This is a genomic window from Streptomyces sp. NPDC046215 (assembly GCF_040646215.1).
Classification (GTDB): domain Bacteria; phylum Actinomycetota; class Actinomycetes; order Streptomycetales; family Streptomycetaceae; genus Streptomyces; species Streptomyces stramineus.
In genome coordinates this window covers 1-25,325 of record NZ_JBEYZW010000020.1, presented here as the reverse complement: position 1 = coordinate 25,325, position 25,325 = coordinate 1, and the positions used below count along the sequence as shown (strand labels likewise).

Below are 25,325 nucleotides of genomic sequence, written 5' to 3'. Positions count from 1 at the left end.
GTCCGGACGGGGGCGAGGTTCACTTGGCGCAGATGTTCTTGTCGTCCGCTTCGACCTTTTGAATGCCTTCCGGCGCCTTTTCCGGCGTCGGCACCGAAATCGGGGTGCCCGCGGCCTTGAAGTCGGCGCCGAGCGTCAGCGTCATCTCCACCGTCGGGGCGGCGTCCGCCGAGCCCTGCTTGAGGGCCTCGACGGGCAGCCCCATGGCCTCGGCGAGCTTGCGCGCCTGATCGGCCTGGTTGGGGGCGAACTCCAGGACCGTCTTGTCCAGCTTCCTGCCGCCGGGCGCGTTGCCGCCGTTGCTCGTCAGCCGCATCCCCTGGGAGTTCTGCATCCAGGCGACGGCCTCCTGCGCGGCACCGATGCGACCGCTGCCGTTGCGCACCTTGGCGCGCACCGTGGCGGCCGCGGCCTTCGGGCCCTTGAGCAGCGCCTCCTGCTCGGCGTCCTGCTTCTCCTGGGCCTTCTTCTCCTTCTCCTTCACCTCGGTGAGGGAGACGTCCTTGCGGACCATGGCGAAGAGGGGCTCGGCCTTCGCCTTGTCGAGCACGACCGTCCGGTGGTTCTTGCCCTCGACGGGGTTGTCGATGACGGGCACGGTCACGAAGGAGATGTTCTTGAGGTTGACCCGGCTGAGGTCCTTCGCCAGCTTCGTCAGGTTGCTGACGGACCCTATTCCGGTGTCCACCGTCAGCGACTTGGTCGCCGCGTCACCGAGCTTGTAGAGCTTCTTGGGGTTGGTGAAGGTGTCGTCGGACTTCATCTCCCGGATCATCGAGCTCAGGAACTGCTGCTGGAGCTTGATGCGGTCCAGGTCGCTCTCGAAGCCGACGCTGTGCCGGGTGCGGACGAACGCGAGCGCGTCCTCGCCCTCGATCTTGTGCCGGCCCTTGCCGAGCTTGAGGTGCGACTTGGGGTCGTCGATGTCCTTGGCCAGGCACACCTCGACACCGCCCACCGCCGACGACATCTGCTTGACGGCGTTGAAGTCGGCCATCATGAAGTGACTGACCTTCAGGCCGGTGAGCTGCTCGACGGTCCGCCAGGTGCAGCCCGGGTCCCGCTCCTCCTGGCCCAGGCTCTCGTTGAAGCGGACGCCCTTGGAGCCGGGGATGGTCCGGGTGGTGCCGTCCTTCTTGGTCGGGCAGTCCGGAATGTCGGTGATCATGTCGCGCGGGATGGAGAGCGCGGTGGCGTTGGACCGGTCCTCGGAGACGTGGAAGAGCAGCGTGGTGTCCGCGTGGCCGACGCTGCCCTCGTCGCCGTAGCCCTGGTTGCCCTTGCCGTCACGTTTGTCGGTGCCGATGACGAGGATGTTGACCGGGCCCTTGGTGACGGCGGCGTTGTCCACCCCGACGTCGATCTTGTTCAGGTTGTTGTTGAAGTGCTGGTAGAGCAGGTACGCGCCCACCGAGCCGCCGACCAGGACGAAGGCGAGGGTGCCGCCCGTCCACAGCATGACCTTCTTCTTGGCGGTCTGCTTCGGCTTCGGCTTGCGCCGGCCCGTGGTCGGCCTGGCCCCCGAGCGGCGGCCGCCGCCGCGCTGTCCGGGCACGGCACGGCGGCCGGGCTCGGCCTCCGTGACCCGTCGTCGCGGAGCGGGAGCGGCCGGTGCGGCAGTGGTGGATGAGCTTGCCCCGGGGGCTTTCTCCGACTCCTCGGCTTGCTCGAGACGCAGCTGGTAGCTGCCGGTTTCAGGGTCGAAGACCCACTGGTCGGCGGGGTCGATGCCGCCCGCCCGCCCACGGCCTTGCGCGTCCACGGTCGCTTGAATCCTCCGTCGGTGCCACGCGGCGCCTACCCCCCATGAGGCGCTCGGTCACGTCGTTTTGCAGTGCGCGGTCTGCCGGCCGTGCGCACCGGATCGCTCACACTATCCGCCCAGTTCAGCGTCGAGCGACGCCGGTGACAAATTGCACTCCCCTACAACTGGGCAATCTGCCCAATCCTTTCGCCGCGCCGAAAAACCTGATCATACGGTTCGGGCGGTTCATCCGCAGTTGCCGTGTGCGGCGGTGGTTCCCTCGTACGTGGGGGGCGTGGTGGGCAGCGGCGAGGCCGGCGGGGACGGTGAGGCGCCCGGCTCGGTGGACGCTTCGCCCCCCTCCGTCACTTCTGTCGCCTCCGGCTCGACGGGCTCTGCGGGCTCGTCCTCGGACCTCAGCCCCCGTGGACCCGCGCCCCCCGGCTTGTCGCCCGCCGCCCTGACGTGCTTGCTGACCGACACCGGCCGGTCCTCACGGAGTTGCTTGAAGAGCTGGTCCGCGTCCGGCTGCACGAGCTCGTCGCGGTCCGGGTTGTGCTCGTAGGGGCGCCGCGGCACCGTCAGGAACTGCACGCGCTCACTGGGGATGCCCCGCACGGTGCGCACCAGGTCGTACATCTTCCGCAGCGTGTCCAGCCCGGCGTCGGTGGTCAGCGAGGAGGTCGCCGCGTCGAGCACCGGATAGAGCCGGGCGGGGTTCAGCAGCACCCCGTTGCTCTGCATCTCCTTGAACAGCCCGCCCAGGAACGCCTGCTGTCGGCCCATCCGCTCGGTGTCGCTGCCGTTGCCCAGGCTGTACCGGGCCCGGACGTACCCCAGCGCCTGCTCCCCGTGCAGCACCTGCCGGCCCCCGGGCAGCTTCAGCCGGGCCTCCGGGTCGTCCATGGGCTGCTCCAGGCACACCTCGACCCCGTCGACCGCGTCCACCAGCCGCTTGAAGCCGTTGAAGTCGACGATCACGTGGTGGTTGACGCGGATGCCACTGATGTTCTCGACCGTCCGGATCGTGCAGGCCGCCCCCGCCAGCTCGTACGCCCAGTTGAACTGGGCGAACCGCTCGCTGGTCTCGGTGCCGTCCGGCCGCCGGCAGGCCGGGATCTTCGCCATCAGATCGCGCGGGAGGCTGACGGCGGTCGCGCTGCGCCGGTCGGCGGCCACGTGCAGCAGGATCGTGGTGTCCGAGCGCTGGGTGCCGCTGTCCTCGCCGTACGCGCCGTTGCCGGGGCCGCCACGGGTGTCGGAGCCGATGATCAGGACGTTCTGGGCGCCCGCCACCAGCGCGGTGGGGCGCTCCTTCTCGTAGCGCGCCAGCTCGTTCGCCGTGGCGGTGTCGGTGGTGATGTTGCTGTCGAGCCGCTGGTACAGCACCCACCCCACCGCGAGGGCCGCGACCAGCAGCACCGCGAGCCCCAGCGCCAGCCAGCGCAGCCGGCGGCGCCGGGGCGGGCGCGGCGCGGTGGAGAGCGCGTCGAAGGTCTGGTTCACGGCTGCGCCCTCCCTCACCGGGTGGTACGTGCCTCCGTAGGGGCCTGGTCCGCGCGGTGTGCGCCGCGCGCTGCCTGCTCTGCTGTGCCGGGGATCGGCCTGATCCCCCGATCATCGCGCGGTCGGGGCGATGCGGCAGCGTCAGAGGGCCGTCACGGTGACGCGCTCACTCTCCCGGCGCTTCTCCAGCCCGCCTTGGGAGAGCCGGTCGAGGTTGCGGCACAGCACGACGGACCCGCCCGCGGCGAGCGGGGCGAACAGCCCGGCGGAGAGCCCGTCCCAGGTGTCGTACGGCAGGCCGGAGAGCATCCGCGAGCCGGCCCCGAGACCGTGCTGGAAGGCGTCCGTGCGGGCGCGCTCGACCAGTTGCGCGCCCGTCAGCTCCAGTCCGCCGACGGTGAGGGCGGGGGCGTCCGGGTCCACCGGGGCGAAGGGGGCGAAGCGGTCACCCTGGCTCGGTACCTCGACGGCGTAGTCCGCGAAGCCCTCCGGCAACTGGGGGAACCGGCCACCCAGGGGGCGCAGGGCGAGCGCCACGCGCTCTCCGGAGCAGGCGCGCGCCTGCTCCAGGGTGTCCGGACCGCTGACGACCACATCGGCGTCGGCCGCATCGCCGCCGACCTCGGCCACCACGCCGACCGAGGAGCAGGCGAGCAGCCAGACGGCGGTCTGCCAGTGGGCGGGAAGGTGCAGCGCGAGGCGGTCCCCGGGCCCGGAGGCGAGGTCACCCTGGAGCAGATTGGCGGTCTTCGCCACCCAATTGGCGAAGGTGGCCACGGACAATTCCACGCGCTCGCCCGTGGCGTCGTCGTAGAAGGTCACGAGCGGGCGGGCCGGGTCCGCGGCGAGCGCGGAACGCAGCAGGTCGGCGGGGGTGCGATCGGTGGCGTTCATCGGCCTCAGGGTACGCGGGGAGGCGCCGGAAGGGCCTTGACGGGCCGTCCGGGCGGCGGGGCCGGACGGGTGGGGCGACCGACAGGCCGTCATGTTGAGAATGGACAGAGTTGAGACGATATGACCAGGATCGTCTCATGCGTGGAATCCTCGTCTCTTCGACCGTGACCGCCTGCGCCGCCGCCCTCACCCTGCCGTTCCTCGCCAGCTCCCCCGCCTCTCCCGCCACCTCCCCCGAGCGCCCCGGCGCGCGGGGCTCCGTGCCGGCGGCCCTCCGCCCCGTGTCCGTGCCCGGCTCGACGCAGTCGCTGCCCCTGGTGACGCTCGGCACCGCGGACCGGGCGCGGGTCGGCGGGCCGGCCAAGGAGCAGGGCCTGCCGCAGCAGGAGGTCGAACCCTTCTCGCTCGTCGGCATCGTCTGGGACGACGCGACCGCCGAACTCCGCGGCCGCGCCCAGGTGCGCACGCGCGCGGTGGGCAGCGGCGCCTGGTCGGGCTGGCAGGACGTGCAGACCCACGACGACGACCGCCCCGACCTCGGCTCGCCCGAGGCACGCGGTGGACGCCTGCGCGGCTCCACCGCACCGCTGTGGGTCGGCGCCTCCGACGCCATCCAGGTCCGGGTCCGCCCCGACGCCCTGGCGGACCGGACGCCCGAAGGCCGGTCCCTGCCCGCCGGCCTGCGCCTGGAGCTCGTCGACCCCGGCGTGGACCCCGCCCCGGCGCGGGGCGCGCGCGCCGCCGCGCCCCCGGACCTCACCGAGGAGGAACTGGCCAGCTCCACGGCCAATCTCCCGCTCGCGCCGCTGGGCGCGACGGAGATCCCGGCGCTCGACAAGCCCGCCTCCGAGGCCGACATCGCCGCCGCCGGAACCGGGGGGCGGCGGACCGACGACCCCGCCGAGACCACGGACACCACGGACACCACGGGCACCGGTGGCCTCTCCGACATCCCCGACCTCGGGGAGCTCACCATTCCGCGGGTCACCGACCTCGTCGAAGAGGCCGCCGACAGCGCGGAGGGAGCCGATCCGCAGGACGATTCCGTGGCCGCCGGGGGCCGCTACGTCGGCCCGCGCCCGCGTATCGTCACCCGCGCCGGCTGGGGCGCCGACGAGTCGCTGCGCGAGAAGGGCTTCTCCTACACCAAGCGGGTGCGGGCCGCCTTCGTCCACCACACGGCCTCCGGCAACCGCTACACCTGTGCGCAGTCGTCCTCGGTCATCCGAGGTATCTACCGCTACCACGTCGTGAGCAGCGGTTGGCGGGACCTCGGCTACAACTTCCTCCTGGACAAGTGCGGGTCGATCTACGAGGGTCGCGCAGGTGGCGTGGCCAAGGCCGTCTTGGGCGCCCACACCCTCGGTTTCAACAGCAACAGCATGGGCATCGCCGTCCTCGGATCATTCGGAACGACCAACCCGCCCGCCGCGACCGTGAAGGCCCTGGCCTCCCTCACCGCATGGAAGCTCGGCCTCTTCGGCGCCAACCCGCTCGGCACGACCACCCTGGTGTCCGCCGGCGGCAATTTGTTCAAGAAGGGGACCTCCGTCAAGCTCAAGGTCATCTCCGGACACCGTGACGGCTACGCCACGGAGTGCCCCGGCGACCGGCTCTACGGCAGGCTCGGCGCCGCCCGCACGGCCGCCGCCCGCCTCCAGGGCCGCTGACCGGGCAACGGAGGCCCCGCCGGTCTGCATACACTGGCCGCCGATTACGGCCCGGCCCCAGCAGGAAGCAGAGACGACAAGGTGACTGAAGCGATCCTCCTGGTCGGTGGCAAGGGGACGAGGCTGCGCCCGCTCACGGTGCACACGCCCAAACCCATGGTTCCGGCGGCCGGCGTCCCGTTCCTCACGCACCAGCTGGCGCGGGCACGAGCGGCAGGGGTCGAACACATCGTGCTCGCCACGTCGTACCTGGCCGAGGTCTTCGAGCCGTACTTCGGCGACGGTTCGGCCCTGGGTCTGCACCTGGAGTACGTCACCGAGGTTGAGCCGCTGGGCACCGGCGGAGCCATCCGCAACGTCGCCGAGAAGCTGCGCTCCGGCCCGGACGACCCCGTGCTGATCTTCAACGGGGACATCCTCACCGGCCTCGACATCGAGGCGCTGGTCGACACCCACCGCTCGGCGGGCGCGGACGTCTCCCTGCACCTCACCCGGGTCGAGGACCCCCGGGCGTTCGGTCTGGTGCCCACGGACCCCGACGGGCGGGTCACGGCCTTCCTGGAGAAGCCGCAGACGCCCGAGGAGATCGTCACCGACCAGATCAACGCGGGCGCGTACGTCTTCAACCGCTCGGTGATCGACTCCATCCCCGCGGGCCGCCCCGTCTCCGTCGAACGTGAGACGTTCCCCGGACTCCTCGCCTCCGGGGCCCACCTCCAGGGCATGGTCGACTCCACCTACTGGCTCGACCTCGGCACCCCGCAGGCGTTCGTCCGCGGCTCGGCGGACCTGGTGCTGGGCCGTGCCCCGTCCCCGGCCGTGCCCGGCCGCTGCGGCGACCGGCTGGTCCTGGACACCGCGGAGGTCGCCCCGGACGCCAAGCTCACGGGCGGCACGGTCATCGGCGCGGGCGCGCGGGTGGCGGCGGGCGCGCGGATCGACGGCAGCACCGTCCTGGACGGCGCGGTCATCGAGGCGGGCGCCGACATCCGCGACTCGCTCGTGGGCGCGGGAGCGGTGATCGGGGCCCGCACGGTCCTCGACGGCGCGGTCATCGGTGACGCGGCCCGGGTCGGGGCCGACAACGAACTGCGGGGCGGTGCCCGCATCTGGTGCGGCGCGGAGCTCCCGCCGAAGTCGATCCGGTTCTCCTCGGACCAGTAGGGCCGGCTCACCCGTCCGGGTGAAATATCCGGACGGGTGCGGCCCTCCCGTCATCGGGGGCCGAGCTCCGGAACGAGTCCCTCCGGTTGTCACTGTCCGGACGTACCCTGGCCGGATGGCGACGCGCACATGGGCCCCGCCGGGCCCGTACGACCTGGGGCGCACGCTCGGCGTCCTCGCGCGCGGCCCCGGCGACCCGGCCTTCCAGGCCCCGGGGGACGGCTCGTTCTGGCGGGCCAGCCGGACCCCCGAGGGCCCCGGCACCCTGCACCTGCGGGCGGCGGAGGGCCGCGTCCGGGCCGAGGCGTGGGGCCCGGGCGGCGAGTGGCTGCTCGAACACCTCCCGGAGCTCCTCGGGGAACGGGACGACCCCGCCGCCTTCACCCCGCGCCACCGCCTCCTGCACGAGGCGCACCGCCGCCACCCCGGCCTCCGGCTCGCCCGCACCGGGCTGGTCCTGGAGTCGCTGATCCCCTCGATCCTGGAACAGAAGGTCACCGCCGACGAGGCGTACCGGGCCTGGCGCCTGCTCCTCCAGCGGCACGGCGAGCCCGCCCCGGGCCCGGGCACCGGCCCGGCCACCCGGATGCGGGTCATGCCGGACGCCCGGGGCTGGGCCCTGATCCCCTCCTGGGAGTGGCACCGGGCGGGCGTCGACGGCAAGCGCTCGGCGACGATCGTCCGCGCGGCCCGGGTGGCGGCCCGACTGGAGGAGGCGGCCGCGATGGAGGAGACGGCGGCCGCGGCCCGCCTCCGGGCGGTGCCGGGCATCGGCCCGTGGACCGCGGCCGAGACCCTCCAGCGCAGCAACGGCGCGGCGGACGCGGTGACGGTGGGCGACCTCCACCTGCCCAAGACCGTCGGCTACGCCCTCACGGGCACCCGCGGCACGGACGACGCGGGCATGCTGACGCTCCTGACCCCGTACGCGGGCCAGCGCCACCGGGCGTGCCGCCTGATCCTCCTGACGTCCCGCCCGCAGCCCCGCAGGGCGCCGCGGTTCTCGGTGAACGACATCAGGGGGTGGTGAGACCCGGGGCGGGAACGGCGCGGGGTGACGAGGGCGGCAGGCCGTTCGTCTTGCCGTCGGCGTCGGTGGGGACGGGCGCCTGAAACCCGGCGTAAGGAACGGCACGGAGGCCGCCGGGGCCGCAGGCCGCCCGCCTCACGGCTCTGGCCACTGGTGTCGGCGGGGAACAATCGGGCCCGAAACCGGCGTACGGGAGCGGCATTGAGATGCCCGCCTCACGGCCCTGGCCGTCGGCATCGGCGACAGATGTCCGGAACCGGGTGTGCGGGAGCGGCGCGGAGGCCGCCGGGGCCGCAGGCCGCCCGCCCCACGGACGTGCCCGCAGGTGTCGGCGGGGGTCAGGCGCGCGGCCACCGGGGCCGCGGGCTGCCCGCCTCACCGCCGTGGCCGTGGGCGTCGGCGGGGCCAGGCGGCCCCGATACCCGGCGAACAGGAGCCGCACGGCGGTCACCACGGCCCCGCCGCCCGTGCGGCGGCGCCGCGGTGACAACGAAACCCGCCCCGGAGGGGCTAGCGCACCGAGATGAACGCGTCGGCCCCCCGGGCCGCCCGCGGCTTCGGCGGTGCGGCCGCGTGACCCACCGCCACCGCCCCCATCGGGTCCCACTCCCGCGGCAGGTCCAGCACGTCCCGCACGACGTCGGCGCAGAACATCGTCGAGGACACCCATGCCGAGCCCAGCCGCTCGCCGGCCAGCGCGACGAGGAAGTTCTGTACGCCCGCCCCCGCCGCGACGACGAACATCTCCCGCTCGGCGGCGTTGCGCCGCGCGTCCGGGTACGTGTGCGAGCCGTCCATGACCAGGCACGGCACCACCAGGTAGGGCGCCTTGCGCAGCACGTCCCCCCGCCGGATCCGCTTGGCGATGCTCTCCTCGCTGAAGCCGTCCCCGCGCAGGTCGGCGATCCACGCGTCCCGCATGGCGTCGAGCAGCCGCGTCCGCGACTCCTCCGACTCCAGCAGGACGAACCGCCACGGCGTCGTGTGATGCGGTGCCGGGGCGGTGACGGCCGCCTCGACGGCCCGCCGCACGGCGCCCCCGTCGACGGGGGCGTCCGTGAACTCCCGGACCGTGCGCCGCAGCGAGACGGCTTCCCGCACGGCCTCGGACGTCCCCAGGCGGAACATGTCGTCCTCGGCGCTCCGCACCAGCGCCCGCGCCCCCGGGCCGTCCTCGCCCGCGGCTGCACCGGCGGCCCCGCCCGTCACCGCGTGGGCGAGCCCCCGCACGACGGCGACCGGCAGCCCCCCGGTCTTGCCCTTGACCAGGTCGCCCGCGGCGGCCAGTTCGTCACCGGTGGCCACGACCGTGACACTGAGGGGATTGCCGTGCGTGTCCTCGCCGCCCCGCAGGTCGTCCAGGACGCGCACCCCGGCCGCCCCGATCGCGACGTCCGTCAGCCCGCTGCGCCAGGGGCGCCCGAAGGTGTCGGTGATGACGACGCCGACGTCCACGCCGAGCGTCTCCCGCAGCCCCGCGCGCAGCGCGCGGGCGGAGGCGTCCGGATCCTCGGGCAGCAGCAGCACCGTGCCGGCCTCGGTGTTGGAGGCGTCGACCCCGGCCGCGGCCATGACCAGCCCGAGCCGGTTCTGGACGATGCGCAGCCCGCCGCGCCGGGCCACGACCCGGACGGCCTCGGCGTCTATGGCGGCCTCGCGGTCCGCGGCCCGGAGGATCCGGCCCTCGGCCTTGCTGACGATCTTGGAGGTGACGAGCAGGATGTCGCCGTCGGCGAGCCCCGGCGTCCCGTCCGCGGTGGCCGCGGCCGACAGCAGCTTCACGAGGTCGTCCCCCGGCCGCACCTCGGGGATGCCGGGCAGGGCCCAGACGCGGTACCCGGGCGGCGTGCTCATCCGCGCACCTCCTCGGCGAGCCGGAGCGCCTCGGCGGCCATCCGGGCCGTGGCCTCGGTGTCGGTCATCATCAGCGGCACCGCCCGGCAGCGGATGCCCGCGGCCTCGACCTCGCCGACCCGCCCGGCGTCCACCGTGTCGACCAGCCAGCCGTCGAGGAGGCCGGAGCCGTAGTGCCGGGCGACGGCGGCGGCCGTGGACTCGACGCCGACGGCGGCCAGGACCTTGTCGGCCATGCCGCGCACCGGCGCGTCCCCGACGATGGGGGACAGGCCCACGACCGGCACCCCGGCATCGGCGACGGCCTCGCGGATGCCCGGGACGGCGAGGATCGTGCCGACGCTGACGACGGGGTTGGACGGCGGGAAGAGGATGACGTCCGCCTCGGCGAGGGCCTCCAGCACCCCGGGCGCGGGCTTGGCCTGCTCCGCGCCGACGGGCACGATCGCGTGCGCGGCGGCGGCCGCGCGCAGCCGCACCCAGTACTCCTGGAAGTGGACGGCCTTGCGGCCCTCTCCGTCGGGGTCGTCGATCAGGACGTGCGTCTCGACGCGGTCGTCACTCATCGGCAGCAGACGCACCCCGGGCTGCCAGCGCCGGCAGAGCGCCTCGGTGACCGCGCTCAGCGGGAAGCCGGCGGCGATCATCTGGGTGCGGACGATGTGGGTGGCGAAATCACGGTCGCCGAGCCCGAACCACTCGGGCCCCACGCCGTACGCCGCCAACTCCTCCTTCACCGCGAAGGACTCGTCGGATCTGCCCCACCCCTGCTCCTCGTGGATGCCTCCGCCGAGCGTGTACATCACGGTGTCGAGGTCGGGGCAGACCTTGAGCCCGAACAGGTGGATGTCGTCTCCGGTGTTCCCGATGACGGTGATGTCCGCGTCGGGGACTGCTGACTTGAGGCCGCGGAGGAAGCGGGCGCCCCCGATCCCGCCGGCCAGAACCACAATGCGCTGCATGGGCGCAGTCTCTCAGCCGGGTACGACACTCCGGGTGGCGGGCGGCAGGGCGGCGGAGACCTGCCGCGGCCGGTGCATCGGCATCTCGGTCAGGCCGGGGGAGTAGATGTGCAGGCTGACGGCCGGGGCCAGGGAGTCGTTGACGACCTCGTGGGCGTAGCCGGGCGCGAAGACGCGCTGGGCACCGGCGCGGAGCGTGCGCCGCGCGCCGCCCGGCGAGCCGGTGCTGCCGGCGATCTCGGTCAGTTCACCCGCCAGGACGGTCAGCACGCCGGAGGACGGGCCGTGGTCGTGCGGCCCGCTGCCCTGGCCGGGCACCCAGCTGAGCAGCCACACCTCGTAGCCCGGGCCGGTGCGCAGCCGGTGGTACCAGCGGCTGGCGGCGTCGTAGCGGACGAGGTGCGCCCAGGACGAGCGGTCGGCGGCGACGGCGCGGGCCAGGCCGGCGAACTCGGCGACGGTGGCGGGGTGGGCGGGCACCGGCGGCATCAGGTGCGGGACGGCGAGCGGGTCGCCGGCGATCTGGACATCGCTGTTCATGTGCGGGGTTTCCTCGGCAGGAGTGCTGGGGGCGCAGTGGCGGACAGAGCGGTGACACGGAATGCGCGTCGACGCGCGCGAAAAGCGCGGGCTCTGCGGGCAAAGCGGGGCGGAGCGTTCTGGAGCGGAGAAATTCAGCTGGAGCGCGGGGGCATCAACAGCTGGAACAGCGACAGCGTGCCTGCACGGCGCAGCGGGACCCGTAGGAGCGGGTCAGGCTGAGGGCGGCGGTTGCTGGCATGTGACCAAGGTGGCGGGCGCGACCGCGCTCTGTCAACCTCGTGTCCGATTTGGGGGTAATCTTTCACCTCATCCGGTTACTGTGGGTGCTGAAAGGTTTGTCTGTAGGGGGTCGCGGACAGGTGGCGCTCCAGCCGGGACCGTAAACATCGTTCGGCCGGACGGTGCAACGGGACGGGCGCGTGCGGCGTCCTCCTCCTTACGGAGAGGAGCGGGACTGGCGTGGCGGGCGTATGGATGTGTCCAGACTTGTAATGTTTTGGGCACTTTCTGCTTAGCTTTGGTTCCGCAGAGTGAATAAGGGGCCCAATAGCAGACCTCGGCTTGACTGGCCCGGATCGGCACACTTGTAATTTCACCCGTGTCGTTCTGCCGCTTTGATGAAGGCATCACGGGGACGCAATTGACAGACGAGGGGCGCACATGACCGAGCTGTTTCAGCAACTGCTGGTCGAGGAGGCGGACGAGGAGCTCGGCTGGCAGGAGCGCGCGCTGTGCGCCCAGACCGATCCCGAGTCCTTCTTCCCCGAAAAGGGCGGGTCCACGCGTGAGGCGAAGAAGGTCTGCCTCGCCTGCGAGGTCCGCTCGGAGTGCCTTGAATATGCCCTTGCCAATGACGAACGCTTCGGCATCTGGGGAGGTTTGTCCGAGCGTGAGCGCCGCCGCCTCAAAAAGGCCGCGGTCTGATAGGTCGATTGGTCTGACGAATCAGACAGATCAGATAGGTCACACAGATCCTGGGGATCTGATGAACGGTCTTATGGAAGACCGGCCCGGGTAACTGAAGACCCGAGGGAACCGAAGGGCGCCACCGGCCCACGTCCCTGAAATGACTTCACCCATGACGACCGGTCCGTCTCCGGGGTACCGCCCACAGGAGGCGGACCGCTGTGTGCACAGCCACTAGTGTGGGGGCCCGTCCGCGACGCACCGCCCGCCCCCGAAGGGCGCGCACCGTCCGACGCAGTCCAGCAGTCTTCCGGGGTGCCGCCCCGGACCCCGGCCGGAGGGCCCGTACCTCGATGTCCGTGCACAGCAATACGGCGGCCCACTACCCGGCCACCTCTGCGACGTTCGACCCCGCCGTCCCCCCGGCCTTCCCCCGCCACGTCGTCACCGCCGTGCTCGTCACCCACGACGGCGCGCGCTGGCTGCCCGAGGCCCTCGCCGGCCTCCTCGGCCAGGAACGGCCCGTGCAGAACGCCGTGGGCGCCGACACCAGCAGCACCGACGACTCCGCCCGGCTCCTCGCCGAGGCCCTCGGCGACGACCGGGTCCTCCACCTCGCCCGCCGCGCCGGCTTCGGCGCCGCCGTCGACGAGGCCGTCCGCGCCGCCCCCGCCCCGGACCCCGAGACCCTGCCGTACCTCCAGCGCTCCAGCGGCTGGGACCCCGTCAGCCGCACCTGGAGCGAGGACCCTTACGACCAGCAGGACCAGCCCGGGCAGCCCGGGCAGTCCAGCAGGGGCCACGGGCAGCTCGACCCCGTCCAGTGGCTGTGGCTGCTCCACGACGACTGCGCCCCCGAGCCCGGCGCCCTGCACGAACTCCTGCGCGTCGCCGACGCCGAGCCCGACGCCGCCGTCATCGGCCCCAAGCTGCGCAGCTGGTACGACCGCAGGCAACTGCTGGAAACCGGTGTGTCCATCGCCCGCAGCGGCCGCCGCTGGACCGGCCTGGAACGCCGCGAACAGGACCAGGGCCAGCACGACCAGATCCGCTCCGTGCTGTCCGTGTCCACCGCCGGCATGCTGGTGCGCCGCGACGTCTACGAACAGCTCGGCGGCTTCGACCCCCGGCTGCCCCTCATGCGCGACGACGTCGACCTGTGCTGGCGCGCCCACGCCGCCGGCCACCGCGTCCTCGTCGCCCCCGACGCCGTACTGCGCCACGCCGAGGCCGCCGCCCGCGAACGCCGCCCCGTCGACTGCGCGGGCCGCTCCTCCGTCAACCCGCACCGCGTCGACAAGGCCGGCGCCGTCTACACCCTCCTCGCCAACACCCGCGGCGCGCTCCTGCCGTACGTCATGCTCCGGCTCGTCGTCGGCACCCTCCTGCGCACCGCCGGCTACCTCCTCGGCAAGGCGCCCGCACAGGCCCTGGACGAAATCACCGGCCTCTTCGGCACCCTGCTGCGCCCCGGCCGGCTGCGGGCCGCCCGCAAGAGACGCGGCGCACCCGCCGTCGCCGCGAGCGAACTGCGGCCGCTGTTCCCACCGCCCGGCGCCACGCTCCGGGCCACCGTCGAGCAACTGGCGAGCAGCCTCGGCGGCCGCTCCGACGCCGAACTCTCCTCCGCCGGACGCCACGGTGCCGTCGAGTCCGGACCCGGCGGCGACGACGCGGACTTCCTGGAAATCGAACAGTTTGCGCGACTCAAGCGCATCGCTCGAAAACCTGCCCCCGTCCTGTTCGCCCTCCTGCTGCTCGTCTCGGTCGTCGCCTGCCGCTCCCTGTTCGGCGGCGGTTCCCTCTCCGGCGGCGCCCTGCTGCCCGCCCCCGAGGGGGCCTCCGACCTCTGGGCCCGCTACACCGACGGCTGGCACCCGGTCGGCGTCGGCAACACCGGCAGCGCACCGCCGTACCTGGCGGTCCTCGCCGCCCTGTCGACGCTCTTCCTCGGCTCCACGGGCTTCACCCTCACCCTGCTGCTGGTCTGCTCGGTGCCCCTGGCCGGACTCACCGCCTACTTCGCCTCCCGGCCGCTGGTCTCCTCCCGCCTGCTGCGCGCCTGGGCGAGCGTCGCCTACGCCTTCCTGCCCGCCGCGACCGGCGCCCTCGCCACCGGCAGGCTGGGCACCGCCGTCCTGGCGGTCCTGCTGCCGCTGACCGCCCGCGCGGCCGTCGCGGCGGCGGGACTCCGCGCCCCCGGCGCACGGCCCTCCTGGCGCGCCTCCTGGGCCTACGCCCTCCTGCTCACCGTCATCACCGCCTTCACCCCCGTCGTGTGGCCGCTCGCCGCCGTCCTGGGCCTCGGGGTGCTGGCCCTGCACTGCGCGCGGGGCGGCGGCGGACAGGCGGCCGTCCACGGGCCGCGGTTCCTCGCGGTCGTCCTCACCCCCGTCGCGGTCCTCGCCCCCTGGTCGCTCGGGCTGTTCGCGCACCCCTCCCGCTTCCTCCAAGAGGCCGGGATCGACTACGGGCACGGCGGGACCTCCGCGCTGCACCTGCTGGCGGGCGACCCCGGCGGCCCCAAGACCTTCGGCGGGCTGCTGTTCACCGGCGTCGTCCTGGCCGCGCTGGCCGCCCTGCTGCGCGCCGACCGGCAGCTCGCGGTCCGCGCGGCCTGGACGGTGGCCCTGGGCGCCCTGCTGTGCGCGGTGTTCGCCAACACCTCGGGCTGGGCCGGGCCCGCCACCCTCGTCTACGGCCTGGCCCTCATCGCCGCCGCCGCCGTGGGCGCCGAGGGCGCGCGGGAGCGCGTCGCGGCGCTCAGCTTCGGCTGGCGGCAGCCCGTCGCCGCCCTCATCGCCGTGGCGGCGGCCGTGGCCCCGCTGGCCGCCGTCGCCGCCTGGGCGGCCGACGGCGCGGACGGGCCGCTCGCGCGCCGCTCCCCGGACCAGGTCCCCGCGTTCGTCGCGGAGGAGGCCGCCACCCGCGACCGGGCCCGCACTCTCGTCCTCGACGGGGACACCGGCCGCGTCACCTACACCCTCGTCCGCGGCTCGGGCGCGCGGCTCGGCGACGCCGAACAGGCCGCCGCCGCGGGCCGCGACACCAAGCTCGACTCCGTCGTCGCCGGGCTCGTCGCGGGCTCCGGCGCCGACCAGGCGGGCCTCCTCGGCGGCTACGCCGTCGGCTACGTGCTCGTCCGCGACAGCGCGCCGAAGGACATGGCCCGCGTCCTGGACACCACGCCGGGCCTCACCCGGCTGAGCCGGCAGGACCGCAGCTCGCTGTGGCGGGTCGACCGGGAGGTCGCCCGCATCACCGTCACGGGCGGCGCGCGGAACGCCGCGCCGGCCGCCGTCGCGGCCGGGCCCGTCGGGGCCCGCGCCACGATCCCCGGCGGCCCCGAGGGCCGCGTGCTGCGGATCGCCGACAAGGCCGCGCCCGGCTGGCAGGCCACCGTGAACGGCAAGCCGCTCAAGGGCACCACGGTCGACGGCTGGGCCCAGGGCTTCACCCTCCCGGCGAGCGGCGGAAAGCTCGTCCTGACGTACGCCACACCCCTGCCGCACACGGCGTGGATGTGGACCCAGGGGCTGCTCGCGGCCGTCCTGGTGGTGCTCGCCCTGCCGGGCCGCCGGCGCGAGGTCGACGACGACCTGCCGGAGCCGGGCAGCCCGCCCTCCGCCGCCGCGGCCGCTCCCGCGGCACCGTCCGTACCGGCGCAGCCCGCCGCGGGAGAGGGCCGCCGGGCCCGCAGGCTGCGGGCCGCCGCCGAAGCCGCGCAGCCGGCCGGGCAGCCGGCCGGGCCGGCGGCACCCGAGACGCCGGCCGCGGAGCCCCTGGAGGACCCGTACGGCCCGCAGACGGCCGACCCGTACGCCGCGGTGCCGCACCAGCAGCAGTACGGGCAGAGCACGCCGCAGGGCGACGGCTGGGGGAGCGACCAGCAGGGCTACCCGCCCTACGGACAGCAGCCCTACGAGGCGGACCCCTACGCCGGGACCTACGACGGCTCCTACCCGCAGCAGGACCCGTACGGGAACGGCGGCTATCAGCAGCAGGCTCCGTACCAGGCGGCCTACCCGCAGGACGGGGGCGCCTACGACCCGTACAGCTACGGCCGGCAGGGCACGGACGACCCGCAGCGGCCCTATGACACGACGTACGGCGACGGCGGCCCGCACCGGCCCCACCGCGACGGGAGCGAGCAGCAGTGAAGCGCACCACCCTGTCCCTGTCCGGTGCCGTCGCGGCCCTCGCCGCGATCGCCGGGCTCGCCACCCTCCAGGCGCCCGAGGGCACCGCTGGAACGGCCGCGAAGGCACCCGCCCGGCTGCCCGTGCAGCGCTCCATGGCCCTCTGCCCGGCGCCCACCTCCTCGGACGTGGGGGAGACGGCCTACACGGCGTTCACCCCAGCGGGCGGCACCGGCGCCCCGGCGGGCCGGAAGGCCGCCGCGGACCTCCTGGCGGCCGCCGGACAGACGCCGGGCGCCGCGAAGAACGACGCCAAGGGCGAACAGGGCGCCAAGGGCGACAAGAGCGGCACGGAGAAGAAGCCGGACGGCAAGGGCGCGGTCGCGCCCGGCACCCCGGTGCTCTCCGCCAAGGAGCCCGGCAAGCCGGTCACGGCCACCACCGGCCGCTCCGACGCCCCCGCCCTCATCGGCACCGCGGACGGCGCGCTCGCCCCCGGCTGGACCGTGCAGCAGAGCACCGTCGTCAGCGCGGGCAGCGGCCGCGGACTGCACGGGCTGACCTGTGCGGCCCCCGGCGCGTCCTTCTGGTTCCCGGGCGCGAGCACCGCCAAGAGCCGTCAGGACTACATCCACCTGACCAACCCCGACACCGCGGCCGCGGTCGTCGATCTGGAGCTCTACGGCAAGGACGGCCGCATCAAGGCCGCCGCCGGAGAGGGCGTCAATCTCCCGCCGCGCTCCACCGTGCCGGTGCTCCTGTCGACCCTCACGGACGCCCCCGCGGACGATGTGACGCTCCATGTGGCGGCCCGCTCGGGCCGGGTGGGCGCCGGCCTTCAGGCGGCCGACGAGAAGCTGGGCGGCGACTGGCTGCCGCCGTCCGCCGAGCCGTCCCACGACGTGGTCCTCCCGGGCATCCCGGCCGACGCGACCTCCGTGCGGCTCGTCGCCTTCGCACCCGGGGCGGACGACGCCGACCTCAAGCTGCGCTTCGCCGGCCCGACGGGTTCGATCACCCCGGCCGGCCACGAGACCCTTCACGTCAAGAGCGGCATGACGGCGTCCGCCGACCTGGGTGACGTCGCCAAGGGCGAGGCCGGCTCGCTCCTGCTGACCGCCGACGGCAAGAGCGCGCCGGTCGTCGCCGGGCTGCGGATCACACGGGGCAAGGACGACAAGCAGGAGACGGCGTTCATCCCCGGGACGCCGCGCGTCGAAGGGCGGGGCACCGCCGCCGACAACCGCCCCAAGGGCAGCACCCTCGCCCTGGTCGCCCCCGGCAAGGAGGCGGCCCGGGTGAAGGTCACCTCCTCGGCGGGCAGCGAGGGCGGCACTCCCGTCAGCAAGACGTACACGGTCAAGGCGGGCACCACCACGACGGTCGAGCCGCCGCAGCCGGCGGGGCTCAAGGGGACGTACGCGGTGACCGTGGAGAAGGTCTCGGGGGGCCCGGTGCACGCGTCCCGGATGCTCGCCCTGCCCAAGGACGGCGTTCCCATGTTCACGATCCAGCCGCTTCCGGACGACCGTTCCACCGTGGCCGTCCCGGAGGCCGAACAGGACCTGTCCATGCTGAACCGCTGACGCCGGCCGGCAGGCCCTGCCGGCCGTGCTCAGTCCTGCCCGTAGCGGGGGTCGACCGACTCCGGTGCGAGCCCGAGAAGTTCGGCGACCTGTTCGACCACGACCTCGTGGACGAGCAGGGCCCGCTCGTCGCGGCTCTTCGTGCGGATCTCCACCGGCCGGCGGTAGATCACGATCCGGTCGGGGGCGTCGCCGTGCGCGGCCACGTACCGGCCCAGCGGCACGGAGTCGCCGTCGAAGTCGAAGGAGTCCAGGCCCTCCGGATCGCCCACCGGGCTCGGCGCGTCGCGGCTGGTGACCGGCACCTCGCGGACGACGAAGTCGACCGCGGACAGCTGCGGCCAGCGCCGCTCCAGCCGCTCCGCCGAGTCGTGCACCAGATCGATGAACGCCTCGCCGCGGCTGACCGACAGCGGTACTTGGGGCGGGGCGATCGGTCCGCGCATGCCGCGCCCGTGGCGGTCCCGGTGGCGTGGTCGCGGGCCGGTGTGACGAGGAGGTACGGGGCTGTCCATCACTCCCGAGGGTATCCGCCGGCCGGCCGTGCGCACCTAGTGATCGCACAACCACCGCATGTCGCTCGATGAACGTTCCTGCCGCCTATGCGATCGATTACGGCCATGTCCAGGACGGGATGACCCAGGGTGAATGACATGGTGCGGGCAGGTTGGTGACAGATTTGCTCCCCGTCCGTACCTTCTTCCGACGCCTCCGCGCAGGTCAACGAGGCGGTACGGAGGCCGTTTCGCGGGCTGAACCGGGACGACACGGAGGGGTGAGCCGGGGGTGAGTCGTCGCGGACCGCTCAAGAGTGCGGTACCGTCCAACCTCGTGAGCCCTGTACGTCGCTGTTCGCGCACCGCGTGCGGCCGCCCGGCCGTCGCGACGCTGACGTACGTCTACGCCGATTCGACCGCCGTTCTCGGCCCGCTCGCCACCTACGCCGAACCCCATTGCTATGACCTGTGCGCCCCGCACTCCGAGCGGCTGACCGCGCCGCGCGGGTGGGACGTCGTCCGTCTCGCCGTCGACACGGGCCCCGCCCGGCCCAGCGGCGACGACCTCGAAGCGCTCGCCAACGCGGTGCGCGAGGCGGCCCGGCCGCAGGAACGTCTCGCGGGCCAGGGCGGCGGCACCCCCGGCGCCGTCGGGCCCAACGGCCGCGAGGCCGATCCGATGGAGGTCGCCCGCCGAGGCCACCTCAGGGTGCTCCGCTCACCCGACTCCTGACGCCCCGAGCCCTGGTGGGCCCCGTCCGCCGTCAACGGCGGTCCCGTCCGTCACTCCTCCCGTGGCCGCGTTGTCGGTGGTGCCGGGTAGGTTTGTCTTCCCGTACAGGACTCCAGGAGGGGGTTGGCCGTGGCTGATCTGTCGCAGATCGTGAAGGCGTACGACGTGCGTGGCGTCGTCCCGGACCAGTGGGACGAGCCGATGGCCCGGCTGTTCGGCGCGGCCTTCGCCCAGGTGACGGCCGCGGACGCGATCGTGGTCGGGCACGACATGCGCCCGTCGTCGCCCGGCCTGTCCCGCGCGTTCGCGGAAGGCGCCGCGGCGCGTGGCGTGGACGTCACGGAGATCGGGCTGTGTTCCACCGACGAGCTGTACTACGCCAGCGGAGCCCTCGGGCTGCCCGGCGCCATGTTCACGGCCTCCCACAACCCCGCCCAGTACAACGGCATCAAGATGTGCCGGGCCGGCGCGGCACCGGTCGGCCAGGACAGCGGTCTCGCCGACATCCGGGCCCTCGTGGAGGGCTGGCTGGAGGCCGGGGCCCCCGAGCCGGCGGCGAGCGCGGGCACGATCACCCAGCGGGACGTCCTCGGCGGCTACGCGGCGCACCTGCGGAGCCTGGTCGACCTGTCCGGCATCCGGCCGCTGAAGGTCGTGGTCGACGCGGGCAACGGCATGGGCGGCCACACCGTCCCCACCGTGCTCGACGGCCTGCCCGTCGAACTCGACGCGCTGTACTTCGAGTTGGACGGCACCTTCCCCAACCACGAGGCCAACCCCCTCGACCCGAAGAACCTCGTCGACCTGCAGGCGCGGGTGCGCGAGGTCGGCGCCGACATCGGGCTGGCCTTCGACGGCGACGCGGACCGCTGCTTCGTCGTCGACGGCAACGGCGACCCGGTCTCCCCGTCCGCGATCACCGCCCTGGTCGCGGCCCGCGAGCTGGCCAAGCACCCCGGCGGCACCGTCATCCACAACCTGATCACCTCCTGGTCGGTGCCGGAGGTCGTCAAGGAGAACGGCGGCGAAGCGGTCCGCACGCGCGTGGGGCACTCCTTCATCAAGCAGGAGATGGCCACCACCGGCGCGATCTTCGGCGGCGAGCACTCCGCGCACTACTACTTCCGCGACTTCTGGAACGCCGACACGGGCATGCTCGCGGCCATGCACGTCCTCGCGGCCCTCGGCGGCCAGGACGGCCCGCTCTCGGAGCTGGTCGCCCAGTACGACCGCTACGCGGCCTCCGGCGAGATCAACAGCACGGTCGCCGACCAGGCGGGCAGGGCCGCCGCCGTCAGAGCCGCCTACGAGGGCCTGGAGAACGCCGAGCTGGACGACCTCGACGGCCTGACGGTCACCACCCCGGACTGGTGGTTCAACCTCCGGGCCTCCAACACCGAACCGCTCCTGCGCCTGAACGTCGAGGCGCGGGACGAGGCGACGGTGCGGCGCGTCCGCGACGAGGTTTTGGCGATCGTCCGCGCGTGACGCCTGCGGCGGGGCGGTGAGGGTCTGACGGGCGGGGGTGCCCTCCTGCCCCGGCAGGCCGGGCCTGCCGGCCGGGGCGCCGGAGGCGCGCGGCCGCGGCTGTTCCGCGAGCTCCCGGGCCGGGGCCCGGGTACCGCACCGCCGGCGGGCAGGCCGCGCGCCGCGCGGCGGCATCCCCGCTGCACGCGTGCCGCGGCGGTGGGGCTCTGACGGGTGGGGCCCTTCTGCCACCGGCAGGGCCGGGCCTCCGGCCGGCAGGCCGCCTGCCGTGCGGCGGCATCCGCACATCCCTGCCCCTTCGAGTGCTGCGTGCGGTGGGGCGGTGAGGCTTCGACGGGCGCGGGTCTTCCTGCCCTGGCTGGGGCTCCGAGGCGCCCGGAGCTACCCGGCAGGGCCGGGGACCGGCCGCAGCTGTTCCGCGCGGGCTGCCGGGCCCGGAGCCCGGCACCCTGTCGCCTGCCGGCAGGCGGCCCCACATCTCCGCCCTACGCGTGCCGCGTGCCGCCTGCGGCGGAGCGGCGGGGCTCTGACGGGTGTGCGCCCTCTCGTCTCCCGGCCGGGTTCGGGCCCGCCCGCCGCGGCTGTGCCACCGAGGCGCCGGCAGGCCGCCCGCCGCGCAGCGGCACCCCCACATCCCCACCACCGCCCAGCGCGAGCGACTAGGCTGGCCCGACAGCATCACACACGCCGAAAGGGAACCCCCATGCCGCTCGAAGCCGGTCTCCTGGAGATCCTCGCCTGCCCGGCGTGCCACGCGCCCCTCCGTGAGGAGAACGCCTCCGAGGAGACTCCCGAGCTGGTGTGCGAGAGCCGGAGCTGCGGCCTGGCCTACCCCGTCCGTGACGACATCCCCGTCCTGCTCGTGGACGAGGCCCGGCGCCCCGCCTGACCCCGCCCGCCTGGCCCGTCACCGCCGGCCCGGCCAGGCACCCCGCACGGCGTTACGCCACGGCGATCGGAGGCTGATCCACGGTGTTCGACGAGTCACTCCTCGATGACCCCGACGCCCTGTCCCGCGCCGACGTCCACGGCCTGCTCCGGGGCGCCGCGGAGTCCGGCGCACGGGTCCGCACGGCCGCCCGCAACACCGCCGAGGCGGGCGTCGACGGCCTGCGGCCCGACGGCCGCCCCCGGGCGGTCCTCGTCGCGGGCCCCGGCCCCGCCGCCGGCTGCGTCGCGGACCTCCTCGCGGCGCTGGCCACCGGCACCGCCCCGGTCAGCCTGATCCGGCCGACCGGCGTGGCCCCCGCCCCCGGCGCCCTGACGTGGACGCTCCCCGGCTGGACGGGCCCCCTGGACCTGCTCCTCGTCGCCACCCCGGACGGCACCGAACCCGGCCTGGCCATCCTCCTCGAACAGGCGTACCGCCGGGGCTGCTCCGTCGTCTGTGTCACTCCGGCCGGCTCGCCCCTGGCCGACGCCACCACCCAGGCCCGCGGCCTCGCGATCCCGCTGACCGACTCCCCGAGCGAGCCCCGGACACCGGGCGAGGCCCCGGCGGAAGCCCGCGCGGCGCTCCCCGTCGGCCCCGGCACCCTCTGGTCGCTGCTCACCCCGCTGCTGGCCCTCGCCGACCGCATCGGCCTGCTCAGCGCGGACGCCGCCGCGGTTGACGCCCTCGCCGACCGCCTGGACCAGGTCGCCGAGCGCTGCGGGCCCGCCGTCGCCACCTACAGCAACCCCGCCAAGACCCTGGCGGCCGAGCTGGCGGACACCCTCCCGCTCATCTGGACCGAGGGCGAGCTCGCCGCCGCGGCCGGCCGTCACTTCGCGATGGTCCTGCCCGCCCTCGCCGGGCGCCCCGCGCTCGCCGCCGAGCTCCCCGAGGCGCTCACCGCCCACGGCACCCTGCTCTCCGGTGCCTTCGCGGCCGGGGCCGACCCCGAGGAGTTCTTCCGCGACCGCGTCGAGGAACCGGAGGCGCTGCACGCCCGGATCGTCCTCCTCCGCGAGCAGGAGCCGGGTATCACCTCACCGGGCCCCGCCGCCCGCGAGCTCGCCCTGCAACGCGAGACGCCCATCAGCGAGCTGGAGCCCGCCGAGGGCGACACGCCCCTGGAAACCGCCGCGGAGCTCCTCGCCATCACGGATTTCGCCGCCGTCTACCTGGCGCTCGCCTCCACCCCGTAGAACGGGTGGCGCGACAGCGCCGCACCGCGAGAAACGCAGCACAGCACAGAGCAGCACAGAGCGGAAACACCGTCCCGGCCGCGAACCGGAACCCCTCCGTCCGAACAGTCAGGAACCACAGCGCCCATGGACCGCCTCGCCAACACCGTGCGCCCCTACGCCTGGGGCTCCACCACCGCGATCCCCGAGCTGCTCGGCACCGCCCCCACCGGCGAGCCGCAGGCCGAACTGTGGCTGGGCGCCCACCCCGGCGCCCCGTCCCACGTGGACCGCGGCTCCGGCCCGCGCCCCCTGTCCGAGGCCATCGCCGCCGACCCCGAGGGCGAGCTCGGCACCGAGGCCGTCCGCCGCTTCGGCCCCCGGCTGCCGTTCCTGCTCAAGCTCCTCGCCGCCGCCTCCCCCCTCTCCCTCCAGGTCCACCCCGACCGCGCCCAGGCGGAGGCGGGCTTCGCCGACGAGGAGCGGCGCGGCGTCCCCGCCGACGCCCCGCACCGCACGTACAAGGACCCCAACCACAAGCCCGAACTGATCTGCGCCCTCACCCCCTTCGACGGCCTCTGCGGCTTCCGCGCCCCCGCCGCCACCGCCGACCTGCTCGCCGCACTCGACGTGGACTCCCTCAAGCCCTACGTCGACCTCCTGCACGCCCAGCCCGAAGCGGACGCCCTGCGCGAGGTCCTCACCGCGGTCCTGACGGCCGACCACGGCGCGATGGCCGAGACCGTCGCCGCCGCCTCCGCCGCCGCGGAGCGCCTCGCCGCCGAGGAGGGGCCGCACCGGGCCGCGTACGCCGCCTACGCCGACATCGCCCGCCACTACCCGGGCGACCCCGGCGTCATCGCCGCCATGCTGCTCAACCACGTGCGCCTCCTCCCCGGCGAGGCCCTGTACCTGGGCGCCGGCGTCCCCCACGCCTACCTCGACGGCCTCGGCGTCGAAATCATGGCCACCTCCGACAACGTCCTGCGCTGCGGCCTGACGCCGAAGCACATCGACGTCCCCGAACTGCTGCGCGTCGTCCGCTTCGAGAGCACCGCCCCGGCCGTCCTGCGCCCGGAGGCCGACGCCGGCGGCGAGGAGGTCTACCCGGCCCCCATCGACGAGTTCCGCCTCTCGCGGTACGCCCTCGCCCCCGCCGAAGCCCCGGTCACCCTGGAGGCGGGCGCTCCGCAGATCCTCCTGTGCACCGCGGGCACCGCTCTCGTGCACGCCCCCGACGGCACCGAGCTCCCGCTCCACCAGGGCGAGTCCGCGTTCGTCCGCGCCGACGAGCGGGTGGAGCTCACCGGGGAGGGCGCCACGGTCTTCCGCGCCACGGTTGCGACCTGACGCGCGGCCCGGCCCGACGGCTGCAACAATGTCCCGCCGTAAAGGAAATGCAAAGCAACTCCAGGGGCGGAAGGGACAACACGCACATATGAGTGCATCAGGCGGAACCAAGGCCATCGTCGCCGCGCTCGGCGCGAATCTGGCCATCGCCGTGGCGAAATTCGTCGCGTTCGCGTTCAGCGGCTCGTCGTCGATGCTCGCCGAAGGGGTGCACTCGGTCGCCGACTCCGGCAACCAGGCGCTGCTCCTGCTCGGCGGCAAGAAGGCGCAGAAGAAGGCGAGCGAGGAACACCCCTTCGGCTACGGCCGCGAGCGCTACATCTACGGGTTCCTCGTCTCCATCGTCCTGTTCACCATCGGTGGCGTCTTCGCCCTCTACGAGGGCTACGAGAAGATCAAGCACCCGCACGAACTGGACAACTGGTACTGGCCGGTCGGCGTGCTCGCCTTCGCGATCATCGCCGAGAGCTTCTCCTTCCGCACGGCCATCAAGGAGTCCAACGCCCTGCGCGGCAAGCAGTCCTGGGGCTCCTTCATCCGCACGGCCAAGGCCCCCGAGCTGCCCGTCGTCCTCCTCGAAGACCTCGGCGCCCTCGTCGGCTTGGTGCTCGCGCTCGGCGGCGTGCTGCTGACGATGGCCACCGGGGACGGCCTCTGGGACGGCGTCGGAACGCTGTGCATCGGCGCCCTGCTCGTCCTGATCGCCCTGGTCCTGGCCGCCGAGACCAAGTCGCTGCTGCTCGGCGAGGCCGCCGGCCCCGAGCAGGTCGCCCGGATCCGCACCGCCGCCGTCGACGGCGAGTCCGTGACCCGCGTCATCCACATGCGCACGCTGCACCTCGGCCCCGAGGAACTGCTGGTCGCCGCCAAGATCGCGGTGCCGCGCGAGGCCACCGCCGTCGAGGTCGCCCGCGCGATCGACGCCGCCGAGTCCCGGATCCGCGCGGCGGTCCCCATCGCCCGCGTGGTCTACCTGGAACCGGACATCTACAGCGAAGAGGCCGCCGCCGCGGGCGACGACCCCGCCAGCACACCGGGCGGCCCGGCGCACCACTGAGCCCAGTTCCCGGATCTCTTCGGTGCGGGGCAGCCCTGCACAGGCGCAGCCCGCCAAGTCGTGCTCTTCGGCCAGCAGATAGGCGCTCTGCAC

Annotated in this window: 19 protein-coding genes; 12 read left to right on the top strand and 7 right to left on the bottom strand. The window is 74.0% G+C overall.

Annotated elements, in window-relative coordinates:
* Positions 1-19: 19 nt before the first annotated feature.
* The 3 genes from ABZ951_RS11715 to ABZ951_RS11705 all read right to left on the bottom strand — a co-directional run bounded on the left by ABZ951_RS11715 (position 20) and on the right by ABZ951_RS11705 (position 4,144).
* Positions 20-1,762, bottom strand: a complete 1,743-nt coding sequence (locus ABZ951_RS11715) for an LCP family protein (protein ID WP_344093090.1) — start codon at positions 1,760-1,762, stop codon at positions 20-22.
* Positions 1,763-1,990: 228 nt separating this feature from the next.
* A complete protein-coding gene (locus ABZ951_RS11710; protein WP_344093088.1) occupies positions 1,991-3,250 on the bottom strand; it encodes an LCP family protein in 1,260 nt (419 codons plus the stop codon).
* Positions 3,251-3,391: 141 nt separating this feature from the next.
* Entirely contained in the window at positions 3,392-4,144 is a 753-nt protein-coding gene (locus ABZ951_RS11705) for a TIGR03089 family protein (RefSeq protein ID WP_344093086.1), read from the bottom strand.
* Positions 4,145-4,281: 137 nt separating this feature from the next.
* Here ABZ951_RS11705 and ABZ951_RS11700 point away from each other — a divergent pair, with 137 nt between their 5' ends.
* The 3 genes from ABZ951_RS11700 to ABZ951_RS11690 all read left to right on the top strand — a co-directional run bounded on the left by ABZ951_RS11700 (position 4,282) and on the right by ABZ951_RS11690 (position 8,008).
* Entirely contained in the window at positions 4,282-5,814 is a 1,533-nt protein-coding gene (locus tag ABZ951_RS11700) for a peptidoglycan recognition protein (protein WP_344093084.1), read from the top strand.
* 81 nt (positions 5,815-5,895) lie between these two features.
* Positions 5,896-6,978 (top strand): NDP-sugar synthase, encoded by a 1,083-nt coding sequence (locus ABZ951_RS11695; RefSeq protein ID WP_344093082.1) that lies wholly within the window; start codon positions 5,896-5,898, stop codon positions 6,976-6,978.
* Positions 6,979-7,093: 115 nt separating this feature from the next.
* Positions 7,094-8,008, top strand: coding sequence for a DNA-3-methyladenine glycosylase 2 family protein (locus tag ABZ951_RS11690; RefSeq protein ID WP_344093080.1), 915 nt, complete (start codon positions 7,094-7,096; stop codon positions 8,006-8,008).
* 510 nt (positions 8,009-8,518) lie between these two features.
* Here the strand turns inward: ABZ951_RS11690 and ABZ951_RS11685 are convergent.
* From ABZ951_RS11685 to ABZ951_RS11675, 3 genes are read right to left on the bottom strand one after another with little or no spacing between them, the layout of a single operon-like run.
* On the bottom strand, positions 8,519-9,862 hold the full coding sequence (locus tag ABZ951_RS11685) for a coenzyme F420-0:L-glutamate ligase (protein WP_344093078.1): 1,344 nt from the start codon (positions 9,860-9,862) through the stop codon (positions 8,519-8,521).
* Entirely contained in the window at positions 9,859-10,824 is a 966-nt protein-coding gene (gene cofD / locus ABZ951_RS11680; RefSeq protein ID WP_344093076.1) for a 2-phospho-L-lactate transferase, read from the bottom strand. Before cofD ends, ABZ951_RS11685 begins: the two co-directional genes overlap by 4 nt.
* Before the next feature lie 12 nt (positions 10,825-10,836).
* Positions 10,837-11,364, bottom strand: a complete 528-nt coding sequence (locus ABZ951_RS11675) for a cysteine dioxygenase family protein (protein ID WP_344093074.1) — start codon at positions 11,362-11,364, stop codon at positions 10,837-10,839.
* 663 nt (positions 11,365-12,027) lie between these two features.
* Between ABZ951_RS11675 and ABZ951_RS11670 the strand changes: the two genes are divergently transcribed.
* The 3 genes from ABZ951_RS11670 to ABZ951_RS11660 all read left to right on the top strand — a co-directional run bounded on the left by ABZ951_RS11670 (position 12,028) and on the right by ABZ951_RS11660 (position 17,998).
* Complete coding sequence (locus ABZ951_RS11670; protein ID WP_004952403.1) at positions 12,028-12,291, top strand: WhiB family transcriptional regulator; 264 nt, start codon at positions 12,028-12,030, stop codon at positions 12,289-12,291.
* Positions 12,292-12,626: 335 nt separating this feature from the next.
* A complete protein-coding gene (locus ABZ951_RS11665; RefSeq protein ID WP_361279721.1) occupies positions 12,627-16,433 on the top strand; it encodes a glycosyltransferase in 3,807 nt (1,268 codons plus the stop codon).
* Positions 16,430-17,998, top strand: a complete 1,569-nt coding sequence (locus tag ABZ951_RS11660) for a DUF5719 family protein (protein ID WP_344097311.1) — start codon at positions 16,430-16,432, stop codon at positions 17,996-17,998. Before ABZ951_RS11665 ends, ABZ951_RS11660 begins: the two co-directional genes overlap by 4 nt.
* A gap of 29 nt (positions 17,999-18,027) precedes the next feature.
* On the opposite strand, the gene ABZ951_RS11655 is transcribed toward ABZ951_RS11660, so the two are convergent.
* Positions 18,028-18,513: a metallopeptidase family protein gene (locus tag ABZ951_RS11655; protein WP_344097313.1), complete on the bottom strand. Its 486-nt coding sequence runs from the start codon at positions 18,511-18,513 to the stop codon at positions 18,028-18,030.
* 271 nt (positions 18,514-18,784) lie between these two features.
* Here ABZ951_RS11655 and ABZ951_RS11650 point away from each other — a divergent pair, with 271 nt between their 5' ends.
* The 6 genes from ABZ951_RS11650 to ABZ951_RS11625 all read left to right on the top strand — a co-directional run bounded on the left by ABZ951_RS11650 (position 18,785) and on the right by ABZ951_RS11625 (position 25,232).
* Complete coding sequence (locus ABZ951_RS11650) at positions 18,785-19,228, top strand: DUF3499 domain-containing protein (RefSeq protein ID WP_344097315.1); 444 nt, start codon at positions 18,785-18,787, stop codon at positions 19,226-19,228.
* Between the two features lie 129 nt (positions 19,229-19,357).
* The gene (locus ABZ951_RS11645; RefSeq protein ID WP_344097317.1) at positions 19,358-20,716 is read left to right on the top strand and encodes a phosphomannomutase/phosphoglucomutase; all 1,359 of its coding nucleotides are present in this window, start codon (positions 19,358-19,360) and stop codon (positions 20,714-20,716) included.
* Positions 20,717-21,419: 703 nt separating this feature from the next.
* Complete coding sequence (locus ABZ951_RS11640) at positions 21,420-21,605, top strand: Trm112 family protein (RefSeq protein WP_344097319.1); 186 nt, start codon at positions 21,420-21,422, stop codon at positions 21,603-21,605.
* 83 nt (positions 21,606-21,688) lie between these two features.
* On the top strand, positions 21,689-22,846 hold the full coding sequence (locus ABZ951_RS11635) for an SIS domain-containing protein (RefSeq protein WP_361279717.1): 1,158 nt from the start codon (positions 21,689-21,691) through the stop codon (positions 22,844-22,846).
* 126 nt (positions 22,847-22,972) lie between these two features.
* Positions 22,973-24,175: a mannose-6-phosphate isomerase, class I gene (gene manA / locus ABZ951_RS11630; protein WP_344097323.1), complete on the top strand. Its 1,203-nt coding sequence runs from the start codon at positions 22,973-22,975 to the stop codon at positions 24,173-24,175.
* 88 nt (positions 24,176-24,263) lie between these two features.
* The gene (locus ABZ951_RS11625) at positions 24,264-25,232 is read left to right on the top strand and encodes a cation diffusion facilitator family transporter (RefSeq protein WP_344097325.1); all 969 of its coding nucleotides are present in this window, start codon (positions 24,264-24,266) and stop codon (positions 25,230-25,232) included.
* Positions 25,233-25,325: the final 93 nt, after the last annotated feature.